Source organism: Methylobacterium variabile, assembly GCF_001043975.1.
Lineage (GTDB): Bacteria > Pseudomonadota > Alphaproteobacteria > Rhizobiales > Beijerinckiaceae > Methylobacterium > Methylobacterium variabile.
In genome coordinates, this window is sequence record NZ_LABY01000112.1 from 1 (window position 1) to 25,506 (window position 25,506).

Below are 25,506 nucleotides of genomic sequence, written 5' to 3' on the forward strand. Positions count from 1 at the left end.
CAGGGTGCGCTCGGCGAGCACCCGCTCGATGCCGGCGACGATCTCGGCCGCGGCTTCCTTCTCTCCCAGGTGCTCGAGCATCATCGCGCCGGACCAGATCTGACCGATCGGGTTGGCGATGCCCTGGCCGGCGATGTCCGGCGCCGAGCCGTGGACGGGCTCGAACAGCGACGGGAAGTCCCGGTCAGGGTTGATGTTGCCCGACGGCGCGATGCCGATCGTGCCGGTGCAGGCGGGGCCGAGGTCGGACAGGATGTCGCCGAAGAGGTTGGAGGCCACCACCACGTCGAACCAGTCCGGGTGCAGCACGAAGTGCGCCGTCAGGATGTCGATGTGGTACTTGTCCCAGGCGACGTCGGGGTAGTGGCGCGCCATCTCCTGCACCCGCTCGTCCCAGTACGGCATGGTGATCGAGATGCCGTTGGACTTGGTGGCCGAGGTCAGGTGCTTCTTCGGCCGGGAGCTCGCCAGATCGAAGGCGAAGCGCAGCACCCGGTCGACGCCCCGGCGGGTGAAGACCGATTCCTGCACGGCGAACTCGCGGTCGGTGCCCTGGAACATCCGGCCGCCGACCGACGAATACTCGCCTTCCGTGTTCTCGCGCACGACCCAGAAGTCGATGTCGCCGGGCTTGCGGCCGGCGAGCGGGCTCGGCACGCCGGGCATCAGCCGCACCGGGCGCAGGTTGATGTACTGGTCGAACTCGCGGCGGAACAGGATCAGCGAGTTCCACAGCGAGACGTGGTCGGGGATCTTCTCCGGCCAGCCGACCGCGCCGAAGAAGATCGCGTCGTGGCCGCCGATCTGGGCCTTCCAGTCCTCCGGCATCATGCGGCCGTGCTTGGCGTAGTAGTCGTAGGACGAGAAGTCGAACCAGTCCTGCTGCAGCGTGAAGCCGTGGCGCTTGGCCGCCTGCTCCAGCACGCGCACGCCCTCCGGCACCGTCTCCTTGCCGATGCCGTCCCCGGGGATCACGGCGATGCGGTAAGTGCGCTGGGCTGACGGCATGGGCATTCCCTCCTGTTATGACGACACGGCGTCGCGCATCCGGCGGCGGCGGTCAATCGCGGATCACGCCACCTCTCCGACGCTCGCCCTGCGCTGGCGGTCGAGCTCCTCGCTGTAGCGCTTGAGCGTGTGCTTCTCGCTGAGGAGCCCGATCACCCGGGCGGCCTGGCGGCTCTCGACCACCGCCAGGGCCTCGCTCTCGGCCTTGTCGAACAGGGCGACCGCCTCCTTGGCGTTCATCTGCGGCAGCAGCACCTCGTCGGTGTAGCGCACGAGGTCCGCGACCCGGGTGGCGGCGGCCTTGTCGTCGATCGGCGCCGCGTGGGCCTCGGCCACCAGCACGATGCCGGCGTAGAGCCCGGTCTCGTCGACGGCGACGACCTGGGTCGCGGAGCCGAGGGGGAAGGCCCGCCGGAAGGCCGCGAGCGTGGTGTCGGCCCGCACCGTGCGCACGTCCCGGCGCATCAGCTGGCCGACCGTCAGGCTGCGGATCCAGCCGACGTCGTGGGCGCTGCGGATCGACTCGCCGCGCAGGTGGAAGCGCCAAGTGGCGAAGGAGTAGCCGAAGGTCTTGCGCACCGTGAGCGAGGAGGCGATCACCGCCACCAGCACCAGGCTGGCGATCGGGAAGTCCCCCGTCACCTCGAGGGCGAGGAACGTCATCGTCATCGGCCCGCCGATCACCGCGACGGCGAGCGCACTCATCCCCACCACCGCGTAGGTCGCCGGCGGCAGCACCATGGCGACGAGGGGCGGGGCCAGCATCACGAAGATCTTGCCGGCGAGCGCCCCGAGGAAGAGCGAGGCGAAGAACAGCCCGCCGCGAAAGCCCGTGCCGATCGAGATCGCGGAGGCGAGGGCCTTGGCGAGGAAGAGGCCGATCAGCGCCGCGGCGCCGACATTCGCGCCCTCCTCCGACAGGTTGAGGTGCAGCGCCCCGTGACCGGCGGAGAGCACCTGCGGGGTCGCCACGAGGGCGAGCAGGCCCACCGCGAGGCCGCCGAGGGCCGGGCGGGCCAGCGGCGGCAGCCGCGTCCGTCGCACCCCTTCCTCCACCAGGGTGACACCCTGCATGATGAGGATGCCGAGCCCGGCGCAGATCAGGCCGAGGCCCAGCGTCGGCAGGTAGTCGGCCGGGCCCACCGCCGGGGTCTGCCCGATGGTGATCACCGTCTGGTGCCCGAGGACCGCCCGCGACACGAAGGCGCCGGCGAGCGCCGCGGTGACCACCGGGGTGAGGGACGCGATGGCGTAGGTGCCGATGATCAGCTCGAAGGCGTAGAACGCCCCGGTCAGCGGCGCACTGAACGCCGCCGCGATGGCGGCCGCGGCGGCGCAGCCGACCAGCACCCGCATGTCGGAGCGGCGCAGCTCGAAGCTCAGGCCGAGGCGCGAGGCGGCGCCGGCGGAGATCTGGGTGTAGCCGGCCTCGAGCCCGACCGAGGCGCCGCAGCCGTTCGAGATCAGGTTCTGCACCGCCACCAGGACCGAATCCCGCAGGGACAGCCGGCCGCCGTGCAGGGCATTGGCCTCGATCGGGTCGATCACCGGCCGCCCGGGCACCCGCCGCAGGCGTCCGCCGAGCCAGATCGCCAGGCCGAGGACCACGCCGCCGAGCGCCGGCACGCCGAGGGCCACCAGGGGCGGGACGTGCGGCGTGGCGCTCAGGCGCACGTCCATGTCGAGGCCGAACAGGAGCTCGTGGGCTCCTTGCGCCGCCCACCCCATGCCGCTGACGAGGAGCCCCGACACGCAGCCGACGAACGCCGCGAGCAGGACGAGGCCGATCTCGCCGCTGCGCACCCAGGCGCGGAGCGAGCCCGGCGCCAGCACGAGGGCGCTCTCCGTGAGGGAGCGGCGAACCGTCTCGGGCTTCGATGTCATCGGACCGTTTCGGGTGGGTGGCTGACGCACGGGCTGTTTAGGGCGCCGGGACGGGCCGGTCGACCGGCTTTCGCCTGGGACCGCCCGGCCCGCGCTGCGCAGGCCCGGCGCGCTTTCCCGCCTATCCCGGTGCGAAGGGTGCGGATCAGCGCTTGCCACGGCGCTCCGGCCGGACTAAACAGCCCCCCGTCGCGAGCCGCCATAGCTCAGTTGGTTAGAGCGCTAGATTGTGGATCTAGAGGTCCCCCGTTCGAGCCGGGGTGGCGGTACCACGGACACCAGCGGATCGAAGCCCGGGCGCGGAGCGCAGCCGGCGAGCCCATCGATCCCGACCAATCCTTTCAAATTTGTTAAAGCATTGCCAGGACGGTCTGTGCACATCTCTCCCCACAACAACTGGGGAGGACGGTGTGCAGCGTTACTTCTTCGATCTGAGCGCCGGCGGCTGGCAGTGCCAGGACGATATCGGCCTGATCCTCTGCAGCCAGGACGAGATCCGCGGCGAAGCGACCCGGACGGCGATCGAGTTCGCGCGGGCGGGCCTGCCCGGCGCCGACCTCTCCGACCTGAAAGTGCGGGTCCGTGACCGGGCGGGTGAGCCGGTCATGACCGTGAGCCTCGCCCTCACGGTGCGCGGGCCGGAGGAGCCGGTGCGGCTCGGCCTGGCGCCGCGGCCCGTCCGGCCCCGGATGGTCCGGGCCGCCTGACCGGCGCCCCGCGTCGGACCGCCTACCCGGTCGTGATCCGGCCACCGGCGAGGATGCGCGCGGCGGCGATCCCGAGCAGGGCGCCGCCGGCGCTCGCCGCGAAGTCGATCACCTGGGCGGTGCGGCCGGGAACCCAGATCTGCCCGACCTCGAGGACGCCCGCGAGGACGGCGAGGGCGGCACCGAGCTGCCAGGCCGGTGCGCGATGGAAGCCGAAGGCGAGCAGGCCGGCGGTGCCCGCATAGGCGAGGAGATGCTCGACCTGGCCCGCCGCGCCGGTGCGGACCTCCCACGCCTTGGGGATCCACGACAGCCAGATCAGCACGGGCAGGCAGGCGAGGCCCGCGAGCCGCGCGACGCGCCGCAGGCCGGGCCGTGAGATCGATGCCGTCGGACTCGATGCCATGCCGTCTCGCCTCCACCGCGCCCGTCGCGCGGCGCGTTTCAGTCTCCGCCGGGACGGGACGACCGGGCAAGCCCGCAATCGGGCGGGCGCACCGTCCGCCGGGCCTCTCCATCGGAGGAGACCGATCGCCGTCGATCGGAGGTGATGGTCCGACCGGACCGGTCGCGGCGGAACGATCCGTCCCGCGGGGCGATTCCCGGGAGAGCCGGAGCCCCCGATCGCGATGACCGACAGAGCCGAGACGCCCGCCCCGGAAGCCCTTGCCCCCGGCGACGAGGAAGCCTTCCACATCCCGGACGATCTCGCGCTGGCGCTGACCGAGTTCGCGGCCGTGGAGCAGGTCTCCCGCGGCGAGGCGATCTGCCTGATCCTGCGGGAGTATCTCCGGGCGAAGGGCTACCTCAAGGGCGCGCCACAGGACTGACGCCCATGGTCCAGGATGCCGGCGCATCGATGTCGATCTCGGGCCTGCCCGAGATCGACGGGGCCATGGCCCCACCTCGACCTGTCGACGCCCCGCCAGAGGCGTGGCGACAGGTCGAGGACTGGGCTGATTTCATCGTCAACGACCGCTGGATCGAGCCGGCACCTCAGATCGCGCCGCGCAGCTGGATCTCCAGCCGACCGACATCCTCCGTCAGCCGCTCGACCGCGCGCCGCGCCTCGGGATCCTCGGGCGATGCCCGCAGGGCGAGGGATGCGGCCGCGAGGGAATCCCGCTTGGCCTGAAGCGCGAATTCGATCTGGGCCCGTGCCATCTCGGGTGTCCTGTCGGCCATGGTCTCCTCCTCTCATGCCGAACGCCGCGCCGGGGGACGCGCCGGGAAAACGTGCGAAGAGAACGTGCCAGAGGTCGCCGGGGTGCCGCCGGGCGGCCTGCGACACCCTGGGCCGGGGAAAGCGCTCCGTTCCGCCCACGCGCGACGACGCAGGCCCCTCGACGAGGGACCCGCGGGGCGAGGCGCGTTTCTGAGGGCGTGCGGCCCTGGCCGAGGCCGTCAGCAGTCGTTCGCCTGCTGGGCCGCCGTCTTCTCGCCCTTCGATTGCCGGCTGACGTCGGACGGCGAGGTCGCGGTCTGCGAGCCGAGATTCTGCATCGCACCGACCGTGCCGGGCGATTCCGCCTTCGCGCCGGGGGTCACCGAGGCGGTGGACGGCGGATCGACGTTCGAGCTCTTGTCCGTCTTCTGAGCGGTCTGTCCCGGAGCGCAGGGGCCGGCGGCGGCGGCGAAGGTTCCGGCGACCAGGAAGGCGCAGGCGCCGAGCACGGTGAGGCGTTTCATCGAATTCCTCCGCAGGTTGTTGTCCCTTCACAACCTCCCGTCCGCGGCGCCGGTTCCTCACCCATTGGGCTGCGGCGGCCCGGTCGGATCTTCGCGAAGGTACTGATCCGAAAGCCGTTTGCGGAGTGCAGCGCTGCCATCCGTTTCGAACGCGGCGGAAAGCGAAAATTTCGCTTGCGCTTTGTGCGGCGCACGCTATTTTGTGCATCGCACGGTCGCGATGGCGTCGCGGCCTTGCTGCCCTCTTTGGGCGTTTCCTCCCTAGACTTCGGGCCGCTCGCAAGAGCGGCCTTTTTTCTTGGAGGACGCGACCGCCCGCAGGACCGGGGAGGCCGGCACGTTGCAGGAGTCGAGGCGAACCGCCTCCGGCCGGGAGCGGGAACGCGAAGAGGGGCTGCACGCGGTGCACCCCCCCTCGAAGCTTCACTCGTGCGTCCGGCGCGGCGCGGCCGTGACGCCTCGTCCCCGGCGAAGCGAGGCCCGCGTCGCCGGGCAGGACTCCCGCCGCCTCAGACGGGCAGCGTCTCGGCCGGGCGCGACTGGGCGTAGAGGCTGGCCCCCGCATCGGGGCCCACGACCCGCACCAGGGCAGCCTGATCGCAGGTGCCGGCGATGCGCAGGCCGAGCCGGTGCAGGTGATCCTTGTCGGTGCAGTACGCCGCCAGGCGCGCCCGCCCGGTCTCCGGCATGCGCGAGACGAGGGCATCCACGTCGTCCTCGCTGGCGCGGTGCAGGACGGCCAGCAGCTCGAGCGGGATCGGATAGCGGGCGAACGCCGTGGGCAGCGGGCGGGTCAGATGCTGGGGCATGGATCACCTCGGTGCGGGCAGGTCCGGATGATCCTCCGACGAACATGGTTAGCGGATGGTTAAGGACTCCCGCCGACCGAGCGGCCGGCACCGCGGGCCTGCCCGAGAGGAAGGTGATTTCCGCCGCCGGGACAATGCGATCGCCGGGTGGATCGAGATGGAAGCGGCGCCCGCGCGTCGCTCCGCATCGCCCGCTCCAGGCTCGACCCAGCGTTGCGTTCGAGTACGGAGCCGCATCCCAGCGGGGGTACATGCACATTTTGTATGGATCAACAATCGGCATAAGAGATTGTATTGAGGTTGCGACGCCCATTGGCGGCGCGGACGAAACGTCATGAGCGAGCAGACCAGCCCCTATACTGTTCCGGTGGAAGCCATTCGCCGCAGCCTCGATGGCTGCCTGCGCGCCGCGGCGTTCCGCCGGTCCCCGAAACTGGCCGCCTTCCTGACCTACGTCGTGGAGGAGGAGCTGGCCGGGCGCGGCGACGCCATCAAGGCCTACACCATCGCCACCCAGGCCCTCGGCCGGGCCGACAGCTTCGATCCGAGCAACGATCCGAGCGTGCGGGTCGAGGCAGGCCGCCTCCGGCGCGGCCTCGACGAGGTCTATGCCGATGAGGGCCGGTGCCTGCCGGTGCGCATCCAGGTGCCGGTCGGCGCCTACCGCCCGAGCTTCCAGCTCCAGGCCGTCGAGGATGATCCCCCGCCGCAGGGCGTCCCGCCTGCTCCCGCGCCCATGCCGGCGGCACGCCTGCTGCAGACCGCCGGAATCCCGCTCATGCCGCTGTTCGAGACCCGCGGCCAGGCGGTGCTCGCCCTGTTGCTGGCGGTCATCGCGTTCCTGCTCGCCGTCGAGATCGCGCTGCAGATCTACATGCTCGCGCACGGTCCCACCGGCTGAGCGGCAGGTCGGATCGGCGTCGCGACTCGCACCGTCCCGCTGCGGAACCAGAAAACGCTTCCGTCGGTTCAGTCACGTCCGAGACGTGACGTACAGGAGGCTCTCATGCGCAAGATGATCGCCGGTGCCGTGCTGGCCGTGGGCCTGGCCGGGTTCGCCGGTGCGGCCGAGGCCAAGGGCTGCATCAAGGGGGCGATCGTCGGCGGCATCGCCGGCCACGCCGCCGGCCACGGCATCGCGGGCGCGGCCGCGGGCTGCGCCATCGGCCGCCACCAGGCCAACAAGCGCCAGCGCGCCCAGGATACGACCGTCCAGCCCGCCACCCGCTGACACGGCCGAAAACACCCCTTGCTGCGCCGCAGCACCGCCGGCGCAGTTGCCGGCTCCGTAACCCAGGTTAAGCTTGGCCGTATCGAAGCGCGAATGCTCTGGCCGCGCTACGGCGTAGCTTGCGGGGGACGAGGCTGAGCTGCGGGAGCGTCGCCGTTTTATCGCCACATCTGACCGGCTTCTTGCGTCGCACAGGCACGGAAACCGGGACGATACATCAGATGCGGCGTCGAGCGGACGGACTGGTGCAGCGAGGCGGCCTGCGGATGGCGGGGCCCCGCGGGGACGTCCTCTCGCTCGGCGGCACCGGCCGCGCCGCGCACGGGGGTGTTCCCGTCATGGCGCGGGCCCTCCTCGCGGCGGGGTGCCTGGCGGCGGGCCTCTCCGCGGTGCTGCACCAGTACGGCTCCGACCTGATGGCCGCGCGCCCGGCCGTGACCATGATGGCCGACCTGCTGGTGATGCCGCGGCCCCGGCTCCAGGCCGCCCCGACCCGCGAGGCCGCCGTGATCGCCCCGCTGCGCGAGCCGGTGCACGACCTCGACACCGCCCTCGGCTCCGCGGGCGTCGATCGGGTGTCCTACGACGACCTCCTGGCCGCCAGCACCGGGGGCGACCCCAACGAGGTGCTGACCTTCGGCCCGATGCGGATCCGCCGCCACCTCGTCCAGACCATCGTGCGGGCCGCCGCGACGGTGCGCACCGACCCGGTGCTGCTGATGGCGGTGGCCGACAAGGAATCGAGCTTCCTGACCGAGGTCCAGGCCCGGACCTCCTCGGCCACCGGCCTCTACCAGTTCATCGAGCGGACCTGGCTCCAGGTCATGCGCGAGTTCGGCGCCCAGCACGGCTACTCGCGCGAGGCCGGGCTGATCGGCGAGGACAACGCCGTGGCCGATTCGGCCGAGCGCGCCCGCATCCTCGACCTGCGCCGCGATCCGTCCCTCTCCGCCCTCCTGGCCGGCGAGATGCTGAAGCGCGATTCGGCCCGGATCGCCGCCCGGATCGGCCGCGAGCTCACCCTTGGCGAGACCTACCTCGCCCACTTCCTCGGGCCGGACGACGCCGAGCGCTTCATGGCCAAGGTGGTCGAGGAGCCGAAGGCCGAGGCCGCCGCGCTGCTGCCGAAGCCCGCCAAGGCCAACCGGCCGATCTTCTACGAGCGCGTCGGCCGCCGGAAGGCCCGCAGCCTCACCGTGGCCCAGGTGCACGAGAAGTTCGAGGCCATGATGAGCACCCGCGGCGCCCGCTACCGCGACGTCGGCGCCCTGATGGGCGTGATGGCCTACGCCGCCGCCACCCCCTGAGGCACCTCGCGTGCCCGCGCGCGGCTCGGCTGCCGATGAGGCACGGTACCAGGCTCCGGTGTCCGGATCGCCTGAGGCAAGCTCCGCCTGAGCTGTTCGGAACAGTGATACGTGGGATCCCCCATCCCGAGTGTGAGAAGGGGTGTGGAGATCGAAGATCCCGCCCGGGCCCGAAGGCCTGCCTGAGGGTCAAGGCAGGGGATGGAGCCGCGGGGGTGCTACAGCATCCCGCTGTTGTTGGCGGCCGTTTCCGGAATGTCCTGCATGACGTCCCAGTGCTCGACGATGCGGTCCCCGCTCACGCGAAAGATCTCTGCGATCACGCGGCCGCGAGCCTCGGGCGACGATTGGGAATGGACGTGCAGGAAGACGAGATCCCCGTCCGTCGCGCTGCGCAGGATGCGGCTCCGCATCGCCGGATTGGCGGCAAAGAGGCGCGAGAAGGCGGCGACGAAGGGAGCCCGGCCATCCGGCACGCGCGGATTGTGCTGGATGTAGTCCTCGCTCAGGTAACGGTCCGCCGCGCTGAGGTCATGCCGGGCGAAGACGGCTTCGTAGAACTCAACGACGAGGCGCCGGTTGCGCTCCTCCCGCTGGATGTCGCGGGGAGCCTGGGCGAGCGCGGCGGAGGCGATCGGCAGCAGGAGCAGGCAGCCGATCATCCGGCGGGACATGGCCATGAACGAGAGTCCTCGCTTCGAGCGGAGGGGAATGCTGCTCGTACAACCTCGACCGGATTGCCACAAACCCGACTCGGACGCGGCATGGACACTTCGCCCGCGTCGTCAGCCTTCCTTCACCCTCGCCCGATCGTTAGGTCACCGAGATGCCTGTTCGTCGGGTCGCGGGCAGCCCCTCGCCAAGCCCCGTCGATCAGGCTTTGACCTGGAGCATGGCTCAGAGCCGTGCACCCTCGCGCAGGCCTCAGGCCCGCGCGGAACGCGCGCCCCTCAGCGCCTGCGGAAGAAGCCGGCGGCGTAGAGACCCGCCAGGACGAGTGCTCCGAGCAGAGCGAGCGGGGGTGAGATCCGAAGCAGGGCAACGAACAGGACCAGGCCGCCCGCGAGCGTGAGCAGCCCCGACACGATGCGCGAGAGGCCGGCCTTGCCGGGAGGCAGGTCGTCCGGCATGCGACCCCAGACGCCGTCCCGATCGGCCGTCTGTGCGCCCGCCGCGGCGCCGATGGCGCTCTGGGGCACCGTCGACGGAGCGGGATCCGGTGATTCGAGCAGGATCGGCTCCGGCGTCGGCGGCGGGCGTTCCGCCGGGCTCCACCAGCGCGCCAGGGGCGTTTCGCCGCGCGCGGCCCGGGCCCTGAAGGCGGAGGCCTCCGGCACGGCCCTCTGCGCCGTGCCGTGCCGGGCCGAGAGGCGGCGGACCTCCGAGACCAGCGGATCGCCGGTGGCCGGACTCACCATGCGGACGAAGCAGGCGAAGCCGAACGCCGCGTCGAAGACGTGGCGGGCGACGCCCCAGCGCTTGCCCGCGGGACCGCTCCTGTCGATCTGGTGCAGCAGCGCGCGGAAGCGGCGCAGCGTGTCGCGGGGCACGGCCACGCGCTCGTTGACCGTGAGGCCCGTCACCTCCTGGCGGCGGCCGCGGCGCATGACGCGGGTCTTGTCGGGATGGAGCGTGAAGCCCTCGGCGGCGACGACCGTGCCGACGCCCCTCAGCAGGACCGACACCTTGGCGGCGCCCTCCCCCGAGGCCGAGAAGGTCATGTCGTCGGCGTAGCGCGTGTAGGTGAAGCCGAGCGAGGCGGCGAGCGCGGCGAGCCGCCTGTCGAGCCGCGTGCAGACGAGGTTCGTCAGCATCGGGCTCGTCGGCGCACCCTGCGGCAGGCGCCGCGGGCCCCGGGCGGCGAACAGGCGCTCGCCGTCGAGCTCAAGTTCGTCGACGTCCGGCTCCGTGCAGAGCAGCGCCAGCACCGTCGCGACCGATTCCGGGTAGCCGAGGCCGCGGAACTTGCCCTTCACGCGCCGGAAGGTGAGCGTCGGGAAGAAGTTCTCGAGGTCGAGATTGACCACGACGTCGCGTCCGACATGCGCCCCGGCATTGGTCAGGATCGAGCGGCCCGGCACGAAGCCGTGCGCCGCCTCGTGCACCGGCACCTTGGCCAGGATCGCGTCGAGCACCCAGTACTGCGCGCGCTTGAGGCGCGGCATCGGGGCCGAGATCAGCCGCTCGCCGCCGGTCTTCTTCGGGATGGTGAACCGCTGGTAGTGGCTGATGCGCGCGAGGGCGCGGTCGTAGGCGAGGAAGCGCAGCTCGGCGAGGGGGAGGCCCATCGCGTCGGCGAGGGCCTTGGGGGTGGCGAGGTCCGGCAGGCCGGGCAGGAGCGGCCGCCGCGCCGCGTGGGAGTGCAGGCCGGCCGAGACCTCGGGACCGAGGAAGAGCACCTCGCTCCCGCGCCGCGCGTGCCAGGCGAGCGCCCGGTCGTGGCGGCCCTGCGCGTGGCGGAGCCTGGTCTCCCTGCGCCGGGCCAGCGCCTCCGTCTTGCGGCGCTTGTGCATCGCCTTCAGCGCGGTCTCGGGGTCGCGCCAGAGCCGCTCCTCGGCGTGGAGGTCGGCGATCTCGCGGTGGATCTCGCCGCGGCGCTTGATCAGCGCGGCCGGGAGGTCAGGCTGCGCCGCGTCGCCGGGCCAGAAGCCGAGGCGGATCATCTCCTCGAGGACGACCTCGTCCTTCGACGATTCGCGGATGCGGTCGTAGAGCTGCTGCCGCGTCAGGCTGCCGGGCCGCACGGTCATGGCCGCACTCCGCGGAGGAGTACGAGGGACGCCGGCCGGATTGCCTTCGTCTCATCTGAGGACTGGCGCGGTCCACTCGAAGGGACCCCGGCCCCTGGTGCGGATTTGGGTTCAAGGAACCCAAACCGTACATCCGCACCAGGGGCCTGGGGTCCCCCAGTGAAGACCGGGCCAGTGGCGCATTGCAGGGCAGGGTGCAGGGACGGCGAAGCGCCGCCCGGGTTGCAAGGTCCTGTCCAGCCCGCGTCCCTCGTGCCCGAAGGGTAACCGGCGCGGGCGCGCGAAGGCAAGGCCCGCCTGCGCCGCCGAACCTCGACGACGGTCCCCGGACGCGCCGCGGGCGCGCGCTGCATGGACGGGCCCGTCACGCCGCCCTCCCCTCGACCTGGGCGTGGAAGAGCCGGCGCAGGGCCAGCATGTGCTCGCAGGGACCCCGCATCAGCTTGTTGTGCCCGTAGAACCCGCAATCGCAGCGCGCCTCGACCAGTCGATCGTCGGCGTCGAGGGCGATCATCGGCCGCTGCGTCCTGCCGTCGTCGAGCACCTCGCCCTCGACGCTCCGGCGGCCCTCGCGCCGGTCGACCGAGGCGACGGTGACGAGGCGCGCCGCGATGAGGCGGTCTGCCTTCTCCTCCTGCTCGGAGGCGAAGCGCAGGGCGCCCGGGGGCAGCGGCTCGCGGGTCAGCTCGCGCAGGCGGTAGACGCCCTTGTCGAGGTCGAACATGGCGCGGCCGTTCTGGACGTAGAGGCCCAGCGCCCCGGCGACGAGGGCGCGGTCGAGGCCGGTCTCGGCGCTCAAGCCCTCGACGGTCGCGAAATGGTGCCGCTTCAGGGCGGCGAAGACCCGCGCGGCGCTGACCTCGTCCACCCCGCTGCGCGGCGCCAGGAGATCGAACTGGCCGGCGCGCGACCAGTCGTTGGCGGTCCAGCCCGACAGGCCGAGGGTGAAGCGCAGGCCTCCGAAATCGACCACGGCGAAGGACGGCAGCCCCGTGCCCAGCAGGTGCAGCCGCACGGATCGCGCCAGCGGCAGCGCCCGCGCCAGGATGGCGAGGCGGCGGCGCCCCCAGAGCCGGATCTCGGCCCCGCTGCTCCCGCGATAGACCGAGCGCCGGAAGGTCAGGTGCTCGTTCCAGGGCTCGATCAGCACGCTCACCGGCTCGCCCGGCTCCAGCAGGAAGCGCAGCGAGCGCGGCCCGTGCCGCTCCGTCCTGGCGGCGAGCCGCGTGATGATCGCGTGCATGTCGACCGGGTGGAGGTCGACGAGGTGGGCCGGCTGGGCCATGGCGCTCGACACCTGCAGGAAGCCGCGCACCCAGCTGTCGGGCAGCTCGATCTTGTCCTCGCGGTAGGTCGCCTCGCCCGTGGTCTGCACCTCGAAGCCGGTCGGGTCGATCGACAGGGTGGTGTCGCGGTAGCTGCGGATCTTCTGGAACTCGTCGTAGAGCGCGTGGCTGTAGTCGATGTTGGTGGTGCCGCAGGCCAAGTCCTCGATGCGCGCGAACACGTCGTGGTCGCAGGACAGGCGGCCGTAGGTCGATTCGTCGAGGCTGAAGCACTCGAAGAACACCTCGTCCGGATGCACCGTGATCACCGGGTCGAGCACGATCCAGGCGTCGCGGTCGGCGCGGTAGAGCCAGTCGAAGTAGCGCTGGCGCGCCTTGTAGAACGGGCTCATCAGGGCGCTGGCGCGCGCGTCGATGTCGCGCATCTCGGTGCGCAGGGCCGCGATCCGCGCCCTGGCGTCGTCGCGGTCGGCCAAAGCCTCGGCCAGGAGCTGCGGCTCGTGCGCCTTCAGCCATTCGAAGTAGGCGGTGCGGTCCTTCGGCTTGAAGCGCAGGTCCGACACCACGACGTGGTGCAGCGCCGAGATCGCCTCCCGGAACGGCAGATGCCGGGCGACGCGGCCGACGAAGTAGGTCGGCTCGCGCAAGGTATCGGGCGCGAAGCCCAGCAGCGTCGAGCCGGCATCCGACGAGGCGCTGGTCTCGCCGAAGTAGCGATGGACGAAGTTCATCAGGCGGCTCGTCCGGGTCGGCGGGGCGGAACGATCGGGCGGCCGATCGGCAGCGGCGCGGCGGCGAGGTCGGGATGGGCCTCGGCGATGTCGCGCAACGCCAGCACCGCCTGCGTCCGGTCGCGCGCGGTGCCCGACAGGGTCAGGTCCGACAGGAGCGGCAGGACCGCCTCGGCGCGGGCGCGGTCGCGCAGGGCCTCGGCCCTCAGGTACGCGGCCATCCGGTCCTTGGCGACGCGGCCCTTGAGCACCTGCAGCATGACGATGCGGGCGAGCGGCAGCAGCCTGGCGAAGGTCTCGTCCGACTGCACCTGCCCGATCAGCAACTCGGTGACCAGGAGGTGCATGGACTGGGCGGGATGCTCGAGCAGGCGCGTCAGCTGCGCCTCGGCATCCTCGGGCCGCAGGCGGCTGCGCAGGAGGTGGCGGGCGAGAGCCAGGACTTCCGGCTTCACGCTGTCGGTGACGACGGCGAGCGCGCCCGGCGTCCAGACCTCCGGCGGCCAGGCGTCGAAGTGGCGGCGGGCGAATGCGCAGACGTCGGGCCACTCGGATTCGACGAGCAGCACCGCATCCTCGGCCTCGCCCTGGAAGCGACCGGGCGCGCCCTCGAAGGCGGCCATCGCCCATTGCCGGACGCTGAGATGCGGGTGATTGCCGAGCCGGGCGATCTGCCGGACCGAGAAGGATCCGGGATCCCGGCTCTCCAGCAGCGCGGCGCCGAGATGCTGCGCGCCCTTGGCCCGGGCCTGGAGCAGGCGCCAGGCCAGGCCGGCATCGAGCGCGGCGAGCTGCGCCGGCACGGCCTCCCGGAGCAGCGCGACGATGTCGGCCGGGTAGTCGTCGTCGGGCGCGGTCACGAAGAGCGTGTCGATCAGCTCCCGCGCCAGCCGCCCGGCCATGGCGGGCTCGTGCGCGACGATGCGGGCGACGAGCGGTCGCGCGGCGTGGCGCAGGGACCTCGCGCCGGAGGTGGCGAAGGCGAGGACGAGCCTCGCGTGCCGCGACAGCGCCTCGTCGCCGAGGCCGCCGAGCAGCGTGAGGGCCGCCTCCTGCACGTCCTCCGAGGGCGATCCGAGGAAGTCGCGCCACGCGCCGTCCGGCAGGCGGCCCGGATCGGCCCCGCTGGCGCGGAGGATGTCGATGGCAGCGGCCGTGACGGCGGGCGCGCGGTGGCCCATGAGCCGCCACAGCTCCGGCTCGGCGAGCGGCATGGAGCCGTCGGCCCAGAGATGCCGCAGGCGGGCGCGCACGCGGCGGATGGCATCGACGTCCGCCTCGCCCGGCGCCTCGGGCATCGCCAGCAGCCACGCGACGACCTGCTCCGCCAATCCCCTCGCGACGGAGGCCGCGAGCCGGCGCTCGCGGGCCCATGCGAGGACGGGGTCGGCGAGGTCGGCATGCGCGGCCGTCAGGGCGGCGAAGGCGAGCGCCGGGCTCGACCAGGGCAGGTCCGGGTCGCGGGCGATCCGGTCCGCCGCGAGGTGGCGCGCCTCGGCGAGGTCGGCGCGCAGCAGCTCCGCGAGCAGGTCCTCCTCGGCCGCCCCGCGGGCGAGGCGGTCGCGCGCCTCGTCGAAGCCGAGCCGCTGCACCTCGGCGTGGCTGGCGGAGAGCAGCGCGCCGAGCTGGCCGGGAGAGAGCCCGGCCACGAAGCCCAGATTGGCCGCGAGCACCCGCAGGCCCAGCATCGCGACCGGCCGGATCGGGCTGTCCCCGGCGAGCCGCAGGCCGAGATCCGGCCGCGCCTGCCACAGGTCCGGGAAGGCTTCGGGCCGGCTCGCCTCGGCCACGGAGGGACGCTCCGAGAAGCTGAGGCTGCCGCGGCGCGGCGTCGCGCGCGGATCGTTGCGGGAGAGCAGCTGGCTCGCCGTCCAGTTCCTGGCGAGGGGTCCGGAGGCGTGCTTCTCGACCGTCCACCCGCTCTCGCCGTCGCGGACGACCCGCGTCCAGGTCGCGGGCCGGGCGAGATCGGAGTCCCGCAGGGTCAGGAGGTAGGCGGCGGCGAGCTCCGCGAAGCTCGGGTCGGCGAGCTCGGCGCGCTTGCGCAGGGTGCGCCAGATCCGGCGCTTGACGTAGTGCAGGGTCGCGTCCGAGAGGCCGACCGGGGCATGGTCCCGACCCCGGACCTCCGCGAGCCGGACGCGCCGCCCTAGCTCCGAAACGTAGACCTGCCCGCCGGAGACGCGCCCGGCCCGGTACATCGGCGTCGCGGTCTCGAAGCGATGCGCCGCGGCGGCGAACAGCGCGGCGTCGTCGGCCATCTCGGCGTACTTGTAGATCTTCCGCAGCCCGATCAGGTAGGGCGGCCGGGCGGGCAGCCGCCGGACGACGGCGGCGAGCGCGTCCCGCAAGCCGGCGTCGCCCTGGGCCGCCCGCGCCAGGCCGACGAGGGCCCGGCCGGCCGCCGCGCCCCCCTGGGCCGCCAGCTCGGCGAGGGCGCCGGTCATGCCGTCCGCATCCCGCGCCGCGGCGGCCCGTGCCAGCGCCTCCGGCACCGCGAGCGGGGCCGCCTCTCGCGCCTCGCCCATGAGCGGCGAGACCAGCGCGAAACCCGCGAGATCGGCGACGAGCCGGCTGGACGCCGTCGCCACGATGGTCCGCAGAGCCGGCGCGGCCTCGGCGCCACCCGCCCGGGCCAGGGCGAAGACCAGCGCGTAGCTCGCCTCGCGGCCGGTCTTCCGCGCCAGCTCGAGGAGGTCCGCCGTCGCGGCGCGGACCCGCACCTCGCCGATCCGCCAGAGCAGCCGGTCGAGATTCCGCGTGGGCCAGGGCGAGCGCAGGCTGGCGCCGAGCCGCGCGGCCAGCACGCGCTCGCGGCCACCGGCCGAGGCCTCGTCCGCATCGCCCTCGCCGGCGACGCCCGGCTCGCCGGTCCGGCGATAGCCCTGGTTGATCTTGGCGACGACGACGCTGTCGAAGATCCTGTCGGCGGCCTCCCGCGATACCGGGCTCGCGGTCTTCGTGCCCTCACGCAGCGTCGCGCCGCGTCCTCCGTGGCGGACATTGACGAGGAACCTCGCCTCGCCGGCCGATCCGTCGTTCTCGACGAGATCGACCTCGTAGATCGTCTCGGACCTGCCGCTCTTGAACCACAACCGTGCCGAACGGATGACGTTCATCGGGAACCATGCAGCGACGACGCAGGGCACCCCCTATAGCAAGCACCCGATGACGGCGACAGGCCGTTCCCCCCGGTCCGGTCACGACGCCGGCCCGGTCTCCTCGCGCCGGACCGACCGGGCGGACATCATCCCGGGGTCGGGAGACGCCGGAACGCTCTGCCGTCACGGAAACTCTGCTGCCCGTCGCGGCTTATCCTCCTGAGACAGACTTGAGATCAGGAGGTGGCAATGGGCGCGGCGGGCGCCGGACGCCGGATGGACGGGACGCAACGCACCGTGACGCTCTCCCTCGGCACGCTCGGGGCGGGCCTCGCCGCGGCCTATGACGGCCTGATGGCGGAGGCGGTGCCGGAGCGGCTCGCGGCCCTGCTGCGGCAGCTGGAGCTGCGCGAGATGGTGGCGGGCCGGGACGCCGCCGGGGATCCGCCGGACCGTGCCGAGGGAGGCCCGGCTCCGGTCGCGTTCCCGGCCGGCCGGTACGCTCTCCTGGTCGGTGAGGTGCCCGGGACGAGCGAGGCCGAAGCCCTCGTGGCCCGGGCCGGCCTCGAGGCCCTGCACTGCCCCGATCCGGATGCCGGCCTCGACGTGCTGCGCCTGCGCGGCGGCGAGGTCGCCCTGGTCCTGATCGGCCTGCCGGAGGACCAGACCGGGAGCCTCGACGGGGCGGGCCTCGCCCGCGCCGTCGCGACGCTCTGGCCGACGATCCACCTCGTCGTCGCGCATCCGGCCGGAGGAGAGACCCGGACGACCGATCCGGGCCTGCCGCCGCGGGCGGTGTCGCTCTCCGGCCCGCGCGACCTCCTGACCCTGGCCGAGCACGCGGCGCGCCAGCCGCGGCCGCCGGTCGCGTAGCGGGGCCGCTCCACCGATATCGTCTGGGGATCACCGATCTGATGAACCGGGCCGATTTGATCGCGGCGGCCATCCTGCCTTACGCTCCGCGGGACGGCCGCGGCGGCAGGCGCCCTCGCGACCTCCAGGAGACCGAGCGCCGGGGGGACCGGCCAGAGGGATCGGGAATGAAGACGAACGAGCGCGACAGCTACCGGGCCGAGTACGCCGCCACGGCGGGACAGCAGGCGGCCTTCTTCCGCGAGCAGGCGGAGCGGCACCGCCAGCAGGCCGAGCAGGCCCGGGTGTTCGCCGAGCTGAGCCCCGGCGAGGAGAGCCAGGAGCAGGCGCGGCGGGCCGAGCGGCTGGAGACCCTGGGCCGGCACGACGACACGATGGCGGAGGCCTTCGAGGCCCGCGCCCGGCGCAGCTGAGCGACGCCCACCGCCGCCATCGCCCCGGGCGATCCGCCCGTCGCGCCGCGGGCCGGCCCGGGCTCCCCTCGCGCTCGTCCCGGGCCGCGGCCGGCACGCCGCGGCGAGGCAGGACCGTTTGCCGATCCTCTCCGTCCATCACGTCACCACCTACACCTACCGCCAGCCGGTCGGCTTCGGCGAGCACCGGATCCTGTTCCGTCCCCGGGACAGCTACGACCAGCGCCTGATCGCCGCCTCCCTGGCGATCACGCCGGAGCCGCACAGCCTGCGCTGGATCCACGACGTGTTCGGGAACTGCGTGGCGGTGGCCCGCTTCCGCGGCCGCGCCGCCGAGCTCCGCTTCACCTGCCGCATCACCCTCGACCACACGCCCGAGCCGCCGCTCTCCTTCGCGCTGGCGGAGCGGGCGGCGCGCTACCCCTTCGCCTACGACCCGGACGAGATGCCGGATCTGGCCCGGTACATCGAGCGGCAGAACCCGGACCCCGGCGGGCTGGTCGCGCGCTGGGCCCGCGGCTTCCTCGCGGCCGACGGCACCGCCGACACCCGGGCGCTCCTCGCCGCCATCACGACCGGGATCCACCGCGACTTCGCCTACCGGCGGCGGAGCGAGAAGGGCGTGCAGGATCCCGCCGAGACGCTGCGCTCGGGGCGGGGCACCTGCCGGGACTTCGCCCTCCTGATGATGGAGGCGGCCCGGTCCCTCGGCATGGCGGCCCGGTTCGTCTCGGGCTACCTCTACGTGCCGGAGCGCGACGGCCATGCCCGAGGGAACGAGGAGGCGGGCGAAGAGGCCGGGCACGGAATCGGACACGTCGGCGGCGGCGCGACGCATGCCTGGGTCCAGGTCTACCTGCCGGGGGCGGGCTGGGTCGAGTTCGACCCGACCAACGGCATCGTCGGCAACCGCGACCTGATCCGGGTCGCCGTCGCCCGCCATCCGGGCCAGGCGGTGCCGCTTCACGGCAGCTGGGTCGGCCGGCCCGAGGATTTCCTCGGCATGGAGGTCGCGGTCCGGGTGACCGAGCTGGCCGAGGCGCCGTCCGTCGCGGAAGGACGGGCCGGCCCGCACCCGGCCGCCCATCACTTAGCCGCGCATCATCTGGCCGCGGATTAGCCGCCGCGACGAAACTTCGCTCAGGCCCTGCCGCTTCTTCGGGCAGACCGCGGCGACGCCGGAGGCTTACCCTGCGTTGAACCGACGGCGCGCATGCGTCGACGGCAGCAGGGAGCCAGCACGGCCATGAGGATCCGGACCGGGTACGCGATCACCTTCGACTCCCCGGCCCCGACGCCGATGCTGCTGATGCTCAGCGTCCACCCGTCCCGGATCGGCGATTGCGTGACCTCGCCGGCGATCCGCTTCGACCCGCCGATCCCCTCGCGGGACTACGCCGACCGCTACGGCAATACCTGCACCCGCCTCGTCGCCCCGGCGGGACGGCTGACCGTCTCGGCGGATTTCCTGATCGAGGACAGCGGCGCGGTCGACGAATACGCGCCGGACGCGGTGCAGCACCCGGTGCAGGACCTGCCGGACGAGGTGATGGTCTACCTCCTCGGCAGCCGCTACTGCGACACCGACAAGCTGTCGAACACCGCCTGGCAGCTGTTCGGCACCACGCCCGAGGGCTGGGCCCGGGTCCAGGCCATCGTCGACTACGTCCACGAGCGGATCCGCTTCGACTACCAGCGCGCCGACGCCACCCGCAGCGCGCTCGACGGCTACACCCAGCGCGAGGGCGTCTGCCGCGACTTCGCGCATCTCGCCATCACGTTCTGCCGCTGCATGAACATCCCGGCGCGCTACTGCACCGGCTACCTCGGCGACATCGGCGTGCCGGCGGTGCCCGACCCGATGGACTTCTCGGCCTGGTTCGAAGCCTATCTCGGCGGACGCTGGTACACGTTCGACGCCCGCCACAACCGGCCCCGCATCGGCCGCATCCTCATGGCGCGGGGCCGCGACGCCACCGACGTGGCGATCTCGACCCATTTCGGCCCCTCGCTGCTCGCCGGCTTCCAGGTCCACACCGACGAGGTGCTCTGACCCGCCGTCGCCCGTGGTGGCCGCATCGTTCGATTGCCGCCGAGCCGATCAACGAAACGTGAACCGTCCAGCCTGGGTCGGTAGTCCACCTCGGCGAGAAGCCTCGCTTTAACCGGGAACCACTGAGCCGGGACAGCATTGTACAGCAAAGGTAATTGCTGAGGTAAGGCTCCGGCCATGAAGATCTTCGCTGCCGCCCTGGCGGGCGTTATGAGCGTGTGCGTGCTTGCCTCTGCCCCGGCCAAGGCGGCGCCCTACGATCCCTTCGATGTGAACCCTGGCGAGGACTACTACGCCAGTCAGCCCTACGGGGCGACCGGGTACGGCAGCCAGGGCTATTACGGCCAGGGCCAGTCCGCCGGCAGCACCGATCAGGCCCAGGTCGCGCCGATCCCGCGGGAGCTGGTGCGCTTCACCGGCCCCTACGCCCCGGGCACGATCGTGGTCTCGACGGCCGAGCGGCGGCTCTACTACGTGGTGGGCGACGGCATGGCCCTGCGCTACGGCGTCGGCGTCGGCCGCCCGGGCTTCACCTGGTCGGGCACCAAGACCATCACGGCCAAGCGCGAGTGGCCGTCCTGGACGCCGCCGAAGGAGATGCTGGCCCGCCGCCCCGACCTGCCGCGCTACATGGCCGGCGGCCTCGACAACCCGCTCGGCGCCCGCGCGATGTATATCGGCGGCACCCTGTACCGCATCCACGGCTCGAACGAGCCCGACACGATCGGCCAGGCCGTCTCCTCGGGCTGCATCCGCATGACCAACGAGGACGTCACCGACCTGTACTCGCGGGTCAAGGTCGGCGCCAAGGTGGTGGTGCTGAACTGAGGACGCCCCGGGCGGGATCTCCGCCCGGGATCATCGGCGAACTATCCTCGAAGGGCCGCCGGTGGCGGCCCTTTTCCGCGTCAGGGCGCGACCCGGCCCGGGGCCGGCGGCTGCGGGGCGCTGAAGCTCGCGATCGGCACGTCGCAGAAGCAGCGGGCGCCGAGCGGCCGCGGGCCCGGCAGCGGGCAGGAATAGGGCCGCGGCCCGGTCAGGCCGCGCTGCACCGCGTCGCAATTGTAGCCGACCGCACGCCGCGGCGGCGGGCGCTCGTACCGCTCGTACCCGTATCCCGGCGGGGTGTAGTCCCGGTAGTACTGCGCCGAGGCGGAGCCGGTCAGGGCCACGACCAAAAGCACGGCCGACGACAGGCCAGCGCGAACGAACCCTCGCATCATTGCGTTCCTCTCTGGCAGGGAGCCGCCCTGCGTGACGCCGCTCGGGCGTCGCGCCCGGCCTCCCGGCGCCGCATCGGTAGCCGAACCATCCCGGCCGGGCAAATCTCGGCCGGCGAGCCCCGGAGAACCGCCGTGACGACCTCGGCCCAGTGGCAGCGCACCCTCGACGCGGTCCTCGCCCTCGCCGAGGACATCGCCCGCATCTCGCCGGACTGCGCCGACCGGGCGATGCAGATCATCAAGCTGATTCGCGCCGTCGACCCGCCGCCCCGCGAGGCGGGCGATCGCGGCCTGGACGAGGACGTGGACGACGATCTGGACGACCTGAATGTCGGGGTCGGGCCGCTGCATCGCAACAAAACCCCGGACCGCGTCTGACGTCGCCCCGGGATCGGTGCCACCCACCTGCGGGGCGTTCGTCTCCCCGCCCTCGCCTGCGAGGATGTTTCCGCATTGCAACATCGATCGGCCGGAGGCCGGGCAGCGAAACAGAACGGCCGCGCTCCGGGCGGAGCGCGGCCGTGACCGTCGCGGCGCCCGCGGCGCCGACGGATAGATTAGGACGCGGCGTCCTTGGCAGCGTTGGTGGCGTTGTTCGCCGTATTGCGAGCCGCATCGGCGCCCTGCTGCATGGCGTTGCGGGCGTGCTCGGCGCCCTGCTGCATCGCCTGCTTGGCGTTCTCGGCGCCCTGCTGCATCGCGCTCTGCGTCAGGTTGCCGAACTCGCGGGCCTGCGACTGCATGGCGGCGAACTGGCTGCGCACGAACTCGGCCTGATGCTGCATCGCCTCTTGGATGTCGCGGGAGCGGACGAGCTTCTGGGCGAGGTCGAACGCGGCGTTCACGTTCTGCTCGGCGTAGGAGAAGCCGCGGGTCGAGGCGGTCTGGGCGTTGTTGCGGGCCAGCTCGGCCGAGCCCTGGAGCGTGTCGGCGGTCTTGCGCGCAGCGCCGATGAAGGAGTCGAAGGCCTTGCGGGCCTGCTCGACGCTCTTCTCCGCGAAGTCCCGCATCTCGGTCGGGATCTCGTAGTTCGGGGTCTGGGTCATGTTCGTCTCCTCATTCAGCGCAGCCGTCGGCGCGGCGCGTTCTGGGTCGGCACGCATTGTGCACCGCACAATACCATGCCTCGGGCAAATTGCCACCTTTCCGGAGGTCGTTAAGGTTGACGGCGTGATAACGCAGCGACTGCGCATTTCGTGCCGGTGCGGGAAGAGGACTCTTGGTTTAAAGCAACACGGGTGGATCCCGTGCCACGAGGATCCCCTCGCATGGGGACCGGACGCGGCGCGGCGCGAGGAGAGGCAGTGGGGCGGGACGTGCTCTTCGAGACGACGATCGAGGCCCTGCGGGCCGTTCCGGCCTTCGGGCACCGGATCGCCGGACCCGACCGGGCCTTCCTGCTGCTCGACCGGACCGCCACGCAGCTGCTCCACGCCTCCCCGGCCGCCGGCGGATTGCGGGAGACGATCGCGGACGCGGCCGGGCGGGTCGATCCCGTTCTCGGCCTGGCGACTCAGCTGCGCGGCGCCCTCGGCCTGCCCGCCGGGACGGCGCAGCCGCGCCTGGAGCGCCTGCGCTTCTCCGCCGGTCGCCTCGCCCCACCCCTGCTCTGCGCCTGCCTGCCGACCGTCCTTCCGGACGGCAGCCCCGGCCTCGCCGTCGCGATCATCGACCCGCTGCCCGGCCGCCGGACCCGCCGCGCCGCCGCGCCGCAGCCGCCCGAGCCTGAACCCGAGCCGACGCCGCCCGTTCCGGCGGAGCCCCGGCCCGCCCCGGGTCCAGGCCTGCGCTTCCTGTGGCGCAGCGACGCCCGGGGCTGCCTCGTCGAGGCGACGGCGCGGCTGGCCGAGACCGTCGGCGCCTCCCCGGTCGGGCGGACCTGGGACGACCTCCTGGCCGGCCCGGTCGAGGCGGAGGACGGCCTCGCCGAGGCCCTGGCGCAGCGCCGCACCTTCCGGGCGGTGCCAGTGCGCTGGCGCCTGGCCGGGAGGCGGGAGAGCGTCGCGGTCGACCTCTCGGGCGCGCCGCGCCTCGGCGCCGGGCGCGCCTTCGCGGGGTTCAGCGGCTTCGGGGTGATCCACCCGGAACGGCTCGCCCCGGCCGCCGACCGGCCGGAAACGGCGGAGCCGAAGCCGCCCCGACCGACCCTGCGCGAGCGCGCCGCCGCGGTGATCGCCATCGGGCGCCAGCCTTCCGAGATCGCCGCCGAATCGGCTCGTCCGGCGGTCGAGGCAGCACAGCCCACCGAGTCGACGCAGCTCCCCCAGGCGGCGCAGCCCATCGCGGCGGCGCAGCCCATCGCGGCAGCGCAGCCCAACGAGGCGGCGCAGCGGCCCCAAGCGGGGCGGCCCTCGACCGAGGCACCGCGCCCCGAGGCGACGAAGCCTGCCGGCCCGCCCGCGCCGGAGACGTCCGATCTCGCATCCCTCACCGGGGCCGCCATGGCGGAGTTCGCCGGCCTGATGGCGGCGCCCTTCGCGCATCTCGGGCTGAGCTGGGGCTTCGGCACCCGGCCGCCGGAGGCGCCGACCGGAGAGGCGGCCTCGGCGCCGGCGGCCGAGCCGGACCCGGCGGCGCCCGCCGAGGTCCCGGCGGAAGAGCGCCCGCGCCCCGCCTCCCTCTCCCTCAACGAGCACGCCGCCTTCCGGGAGATCGCCCGGGCGCTGGGCGCGCGCTTCGCCGGCGACCCCGACAGCGTCGAGGCCGAGCCGGTGCCGAGCGCGGCGCCGGGCCGCGGCGCCGTGACGCCGTTCCGGAGCGCCCAGGGCCAGAGCCAGGCCCTGGCCCGCCAGCCCGAACGCAGTGCCGAGGCGGCGCTGGCGCGCCTCGTCGACCGCCTGCCGGTCGGCCTGCTGGTGCATCGCGGCGACGAGGTGCTGCTCGCCAACCGTCACCTCCTCGCCCTCGCCGGCTACGACAACGCCGAGGCCCTCGCGGCGGCCGGCGGCCCGGGGGTGATCTTCCGCGGCCGCGACCCGTCCGGGCTGGCCGGCCCCGGCGAGGGCGGCCCGATCGCCCTCGCGACCCGGACCGGCGGCAGCGTCCCGGTGGGGGTCAGCGTCAGCGTGGTCGAGTGGGAGGGCGCTCCCGCCAGCGCACTCACCATCCGGCGCCTGCCCGATTCCGATCCGGCCCAGTCCCTGGCGGCGGCGGAGGTCAGCCTCGCCCACCGCGACGCGCATCTGCGCGAGACCACGGCGATCCTCGACGCGGTCACCGACGGGGTGGTGGTGCTGGACGAGGAGGGCCGCGTCATCGGCATGAACCGGGGGGCGCAGTCCCTCCTCGCCCTCGATTCCCGCGAGGTCGCGGGCGAGCCCCTGGCGAGCCTGCTCGACCCCGAGAGCCGGCCGGCGGCCCAGACCGCCCTGCTGCGGGCCAAGGCCGGGGCGGCGACCGGCGCGGCTCCGGCGGCCGGCGAGGAGGTGCTGGCGCGGGGGCCGGACGGCCCGCTTCCCCTCGTCCTCACCCTGGCGCCGGTGGCGAGCGGAGCCCAGCGCCGGATCGCCGCGGTGCTGCGGGACGTCTCGGCCTTCCGGCGCACCGAGGCGGAGCTGGTGCGCGCCCGGCGCGAGGCGGAGCGGGCCAGCGCCCAGAAGTCCGACTTCCTGGCCACGATCAGCCACGAGGTCCGCACGCCGCTCAACGCCATCATCGGCTTCGCCGAGGTGATGCTGGAGGAGCAGTTCGGCCCCGTCGGCAGCGAGCGCTACCGCGACTACCTGCGCGACATCCGGGCCTCCGGCGAGCACGTGGTCAGCCTCGTCAACGATCTCCTCGACCTCGCCAAGATCGAGGCCGGGCACCTCGACCTCGCCTTCGCGGGCGTCTCCCTCAACGACCTGGTGGCGGCGAGCGTCGCCCTGATGCAGCCCCAGGCCGCCCGGCAGCGGGTGGTGATGCGCACGAGCTTCGCCCCGGGTCTGCCGGCGGTGCTGGCCGACCAGCGCTCCCTGCGCCAGGCGGCCCTCAACGTGATCTCGAACGCCATCAAGTTCACGGATGCGGGCGGCCAGGTGATCGTCTCGACGGCGGTGACGGACCGGGGCGGCGTGGCGCTCAGGGTGCGCGACACCGGCATCGGCATGAGTCCGGAGGAGGTCGACACCGCGCTCAAGCCGTTCCGCCAGATCGCGACCGCGCAGAACCGCCGCGGCGGCGGCACCGGCCTCGGCCTGCCCCTGACCAAGGCCCTGGTCGAGGCCAACCGCGCCTCCCTGCGCATCACCAGCCGCAAGGGCGAGGGCACGCTGGTCGAGGTGCTGTTTCCCGCCGGGCGGGTGCTCGAAGCCTGACCGGAGCCTGTTTGACCCGACCAACAGCATCGAGGCCCTCTGCCGTCGTTCCGGGGCCGCGCAGCGGAGCCCTGAACCCAGAAACTCAGGACGTTCAGAACGAGGCGAACAGCCTTCTTCGTTCTGCACCACCAGCGGCTCTGGAT

The 25,506-nt window shown here is 73.0% G+C and carries 24 protein-coding genes and 1 tRNA gene; 13 read left to right on the forward strand and 12 right to left on the reverse strand.

Translation table 11 applies throughout. The features are described 5' to 3' along the window. Nucleotides 1-1,008 (reverse strand): tartrate dehydrogenase (locus VQ02_RS16785; protein WP_048445350.1); only part of this gene is annotated, 1,008 nt, incomplete at its 3' end. Between the two features lie 63 nt (nucleotides 1,009-1,071). Next, complete coding sequence (locus VQ02_RS16790; protein ID WP_048445351.1) at nucleotides 1,072-2,892, reverse strand: chloride channel protein; 1,821 nt, start codon at nucleotides 2,890-2,892, stop codon at nucleotides 1,072-1,074. Between the two features lie 195 nt (nucleotides 2,893-3,087). Here VQ02_RS16790 and VQ02_RS16795 point away from each other — a divergent pair. Both VQ02_RS16795 and VQ02_RS16800 read left to right on the forward strand, forming a co-directional pair. Further along, nucleotides 3,088-3,164 (forward strand) — tRNA-His (locus VQ02_RS16795). 138 nt (nucleotides 3,165-3,302) lie between these two features. Beyond that, a complete protein-coding gene (locus VQ02_RS16800; protein WP_048445352.1) occupies nucleotides 3,303-3,599 on the forward strand; it encodes a DUF6894 family protein in 297 nt (98 codons plus the stop codon). Nucleotides 3,600-3,621: 22 nt separating this feature from the next. Here VQ02_RS16800 and VQ02_RS16805 read toward each other — a convergent pair whose 3' ends face one another. Further along, complete coding sequence (locus VQ02_RS16805; protein WP_053080410.1) at nucleotides 3,622-4,005, reverse strand: VanZ family protein; 384 nt, start codon at nucleotides 4,003-4,005, stop codon at nucleotides 3,622-3,624. A 223-nt stretch (nucleotides 4,006-4,228) separates the two neighbouring features. On the opposite strand from VQ02_RS16805, the gene VQ02_RS16810 reads away from it, so the two are divergent. After that, nucleotides 4,229-4,429 carry a hypothetical protein gene (locus VQ02_RS16810; protein WP_048445353.1) on the forward strand — a complete coding sequence of 67 codons (201 nt, stop codon included), beginning with the start codon at nucleotides 4,229-4,231 and terminating at the stop codon, nucleotides 4,427-4,429. 166 nt (nucleotides 4,430-4,595) lie between these two features. Here VQ02_RS16810 and VQ02_RS16815 read toward each other — a convergent pair whose 3' ends face one another. The 3 genes from VQ02_RS16815 to VQ02_RS16825 all read right to left on the reverse strand — a co-directional run bounded on the left by VQ02_RS16815 (nucleotide 4,596) and on the right by VQ02_RS16825 (nucleotide 6,097). Beyond that, nucleotides 4,596-4,784 carry a hypothetical protein gene (locus tag VQ02_RS16815; protein ID WP_048445354.1) on the reverse strand — a complete coding sequence of 63 codons (189 nt, stop codon included), beginning with the start codon at nucleotides 4,782-4,784 and terminating at the stop codon, nucleotides 4,596-4,598. A 219-nt stretch (nucleotides 4,785-5,003) separates the two neighbouring features. Continuing rightward, complete coding sequence (locus tag VQ02_RS16820) at nucleotides 5,004-5,288, reverse strand: hypothetical protein (protein ID WP_048445355.1); 285 nt, start codon at nucleotides 5,286-5,288, stop codon at nucleotides 5,004-5,006. A 509-nt stretch (nucleotides 5,289-5,797) separates the two neighbouring features. Next, nucleotides 5,798-6,097, reverse strand: coding sequence for a hypothetical protein (locus VQ02_RS16825; protein WP_048445356.1), 300 nt, complete (start codon nucleotides 6,095-6,097; stop codon nucleotides 5,798-5,800). 334 nt (nucleotides 6,098-6,431) lie between these two features. On the opposite strand from VQ02_RS16825, the gene VQ02_RS16830 reads away from it, so the two are divergent. From VQ02_RS16830 to VQ02_RS16840, 3 genes are all read left to right on the forward strand, one after another. Beyond that, complete coding sequence (locus VQ02_RS16830; protein WP_048445357.1) at nucleotides 6,432-6,998, forward strand: hypothetical protein; 567 nt, start codon at nucleotides 6,432-6,434, stop codon at nucleotides 6,996-6,998. A 105-nt stretch (nucleotides 6,999-7,103) separates the two neighbouring features. Then, nucleotides 7,104-7,328 (forward strand): hypothetical protein, encoded by a 225-nt coding sequence (locus VQ02_RS16835; RefSeq protein WP_048445358.1) that lies wholly within the window; start codon nucleotides 7,104-7,106, stop codon nucleotides 7,326-7,328. 221 nt (nucleotides 7,329-7,549) lie between these two features. Then, nucleotides 7,550-8,635 carry a transglycosylase SLT domain-containing protein gene (locus VQ02_RS16840; RefSeq protein WP_053080411.1) on the forward strand — a complete coding sequence of 362 codons (1,086 nt, stop codon included), beginning with the start codon at nucleotides 7,550-7,552 and terminating at the stop codon, nucleotides 8,633-8,635. Between the two features lie 218 nt (nucleotides 8,636-8,853). Here VQ02_RS16840 and VQ02_RS16845 read toward each other — a convergent pair whose 3' ends face one another. The 4 genes from VQ02_RS16845 to VQ02_RS16860 all read right to left on the reverse strand — a co-directional run bounded on the left by VQ02_RS16845 (nucleotide 8,854) and on the right by VQ02_RS16860 (nucleotide 16,521). After that, entirely contained in the window at nucleotides 8,854-9,315 is a 462-nt protein-coding gene (locus VQ02_RS16845; protein ID WP_083469269.1) for a nuclear transport factor 2 family protein, read from the reverse strand. Between the two features lie 270 nt (nucleotides 9,316-9,585). Next, the gene (locus tag VQ02_RS16850; protein WP_048445360.1) at nucleotides 9,586-11,385 is read right to left on the reverse strand and encodes a reverse transcriptase family protein; all 1,800 of its coding nucleotides are present in this window, start codon (nucleotides 11,383-11,385) and stop codon (nucleotides 9,586-9,588) included. A 364-nt stretch (nucleotides 11,386-11,749) separates the two neighbouring features. Beyond that, on the reverse strand, nucleotides 11,750-13,402 hold the full coding sequence (locus VQ02_RS16855) for an SWIM zinc finger family protein (RefSeq protein ID WP_048445361.1): 1,653 nt from the start codon (nucleotides 13,400-13,402) through the stop codon (nucleotides 11,750-11,752). Then, nucleotides 13,402-16,521 carry a hypothetical protein gene (locus tag VQ02_RS16860; RefSeq protein ID WP_048445362.1) on the reverse strand — a complete coding sequence of 1,040 codons (3,120 nt, stop codon included), beginning with the start codon at nucleotides 16,519-16,521 and terminating at the stop codon, nucleotides 13,402-13,404. The genes VQ02_RS16855 and VQ02_RS16860 overlap by 1 nt, the downstream gene beginning before the upstream one ends. A 231-nt stretch (nucleotides 16,522-16,752) precedes the next feature. On the opposite strand from VQ02_RS16860, the gene VQ02_RS16865 reads away from it, so the two are divergent. The 5 genes from VQ02_RS16865 to VQ02_RS16885 all read left to right on the forward strand — a co-directional run bounded on the left by VQ02_RS16865 (nucleotide 16,753) and on the right by VQ02_RS16885 (nucleotide 20,670). After that, a complete protein-coding gene (locus tag VQ02_RS16865) occupies nucleotides 16,753-17,376 on the forward strand; it encodes a NepR family anti-sigma factor (RefSeq protein WP_053080412.1) in 624 nt (207 codons plus the stop codon). A gap of 167 nt (nucleotides 17,377-17,543) precedes the next feature. Continuing rightward, nucleotides 17,544-17,789, forward strand: coding sequence for a hypothetical protein (locus tag VQ02_RS16870; protein ID WP_048445371.1), 246 nt, complete (start codon nucleotides 17,544-17,546; stop codon nucleotides 17,787-17,789). 118 nt (nucleotides 17,790-17,907) lie between these two features. Continuing rightward, nucleotides 17,908-18,909, forward strand: coding sequence for a transglutaminase family protein (locus VQ02_RS16875; protein WP_063838489.1), 1,002 nt, complete (start codon nucleotides 17,908-17,910; stop codon nucleotides 18,907-18,909). Nucleotides 18,910-19,035: 126 nt separating this feature from the next. Continuing rightward, nucleotides 19,036-19,842 (forward strand): transglutaminase-like domain-containing protein, encoded by an 807-nt coding sequence (locus tag VQ02_RS16880; protein WP_048445363.1) that lies wholly within the window; start codon nucleotides 19,036-19,038, stop codon nucleotides 19,840-19,842. A gap of 177 nt (nucleotides 19,843-20,019) precedes the next feature. Next, nucleotides 20,020-20,670: a L,D-transpeptidase gene (locus VQ02_RS16885; RefSeq protein WP_048445364.1), complete on the forward strand. Its 651-nt coding sequence runs from the start codon at nucleotides 20,020-20,022 to the stop codon at nucleotides 20,668-20,670. Nucleotides 20,671-20,750: 80 nt separating this feature from the next. Here the strand turns inward: VQ02_RS16885 and VQ02_RS16890 are convergent, their stop codons facing one another. Then, nucleotides 20,751-21,062 carry a hypothetical protein gene (locus VQ02_RS16890; protein WP_048445373.1) on the reverse strand — a complete coding sequence of 104 codons (312 nt, stop codon included), beginning with the start codon at nucleotides 21,060-21,062 and terminating at the stop codon, nucleotides 20,751-20,753. A 135-nt stretch (nucleotides 21,063-21,197) separates the two neighbouring features. Between VQ02_RS16890 and VQ02_RS16895 the strand changes: the two genes are divergently transcribed. Next, on the forward strand, nucleotides 21,198-21,443 hold the full coding sequence (locus tag VQ02_RS16895; protein WP_048445365.1) for a hypothetical protein: 246 nt from the start codon (nucleotides 21,198-21,200) through the stop codon (nucleotides 21,441-21,443). A gap of 179 nt (nucleotides 21,444-21,622) precedes the next feature. Here the strand turns inward: VQ02_RS16895 and VQ02_RS16900 are convergent, their stop codons facing one another. Beyond that, nucleotides 21,623-22,111 carry a phasin gene (locus VQ02_RS16900; protein ID WP_048445366.1) on the reverse strand — a complete coding sequence of 163 codons (489 nt, stop codon included), beginning with the start codon at nucleotides 22,109-22,111 and terminating at the stop codon, nucleotides 21,623-21,625. 222 nt (nucleotides 22,112-22,333) lie between these two features. Between VQ02_RS16900 and VQ02_RS16905 the strand changes: the two genes are divergently transcribed. Further along, a complete protein-coding gene (locus VQ02_RS16905) occupies nucleotides 22,334-25,360 on the forward strand; it encodes an ATP-binding protein (protein ID WP_048445367.1) in 3,027 nt (1,008 codons plus the stop codon). Nucleotides 25,361-25,506: the final 146 nt, after the last annotated feature.

Coding starts and splice junctions, on each gene's coding strand:
- VQ02_RS16790 (WP_048445351.1), bottom strand. CDS start 2,892: ATGACATCGAAGCCCGAGACGGTTCGCCGCTCCCTCACGGAGAGCGCC.
- VQ02_RS16805 (WP_053080410.1), bottom strand. CDS start 4,005: ATGGCATCGAGTCCGACGGCATCGATCTCACGGCCCGGCCTGCGGCGC.
- VQ02_RS16810 (WP_048445353.1), top strand. CDS start 4,229: ATGACCGACAGAGCCGAGACGCCCGCCCCGGAAGCCCTTGCCCCCGGC.
- VQ02_RS16815 (WP_048445354.1), bottom strand. CDS start 4,784: ATGGCCGACAGGACACCCGAGATGGCACGGGCCCAGATCGAATTCGCG.
- VQ02_RS16820 (WP_048445355.1), bottom strand. CDS start 5,288: ATGAAACGCCTCACCGTGCTCGGCGCCTGCGCCTTCCTGGTCGCCGGA.
- VQ02_RS16825 (WP_048445356.1), bottom strand. CDS start 6,097: ATGCCCCAGCATCTGACCCGCCCGCTGCCCACGGCGTTCGCCCGCTAT.
- VQ02_RS16830 (WP_048445357.1), top strand. CDS start 6,432: ATGAGCGAGCAGACCAGCCCCTATACTGTTCCGGTGGAAGCCATTCGC.
- VQ02_RS16835 (WP_048445358.1), top strand. CDS start 7,104: ATGCGCAAGATGATCGCCGGTGCCGTGCTGGCCGTGGGCCTGGCCGGG.
- VQ02_RS16840 (WP_053080411.1), top strand. CDS start 7,550: ATGCGGCGTCGAGCGGACGGACTGGTGCAGCGAGGCGGCCTGCGGATG.
- VQ02_RS16845 (WP_083469269.1), bottom strand. CDS start 9,315: ATGGCCATGTCCCGCCGGATGATCGGCTGCCTGCTCCTGCTGCCGATC.
- VQ02_RS16850 (WP_048445360.1), bottom strand. CDS start 11,385: ATGACCGTGCGGCCCGGCAGCCTGACGCGGCAGCAGCTCTACGACCGC.
- VQ02_RS16855 (WP_048445361.1), bottom strand. CDS start 13,402: ATGAACTTCGTCCATCGCTACTTCGGCGAGACCAGCGCCTCGTCGGAT.
- VQ02_RS16860 (WP_048445362.1), bottom strand. CDS start 16,521: ATGAACGTCATCCGTTCGGCACGGTTGTGGTTCAAGAGCGGCAGGTCC.
- VQ02_RS16865 (WP_053080412.1), top strand. CDS start 16,753: ATGGGCGCGGCGGGCGCCGGACGCCGGATGGACGGGACGCAACGCACC.
- VQ02_RS16870 (WP_048445371.1), top strand. CDS start 17,544: ATGAAGACGAACGAGCGCGACAGCTACCGGGCCGAGTACGCCGCCACG.
- VQ02_RS16880 (WP_048445363.1), top strand. CDS start 19,036: ATGAGGATCCGGACCGGGTACGCGATCACCTTCGACTCCCCGGCCCCG.
- VQ02_RS16885 (WP_048445364.1), top strand. CDS start 20,020: ATGAAGATCTTCGCTGCCGCCCTGGCGGGCGTTATGAGCGTGTGCGTG.
- VQ02_RS16890 (WP_048445373.1), bottom strand. CDS start 21,062: ATGCGAGGGTTCGTTCGCGCTGGCCTGTCGTCGGCCGTGCTTTTGGTC.
- VQ02_RS16900 (WP_048445366.1), bottom strand. CDS start 22,111: ATGACCCAGACCCCGAACTACGAGATCCCGACCGAGATGCGGGACTTC.
- VQ02_RS16905 (WP_048445367.1), top strand. CDS start 22,334: ATGGGGACCGGACGCGGCGCGGCGCGAGGAGAGGCAGTGGGGCGGGAC.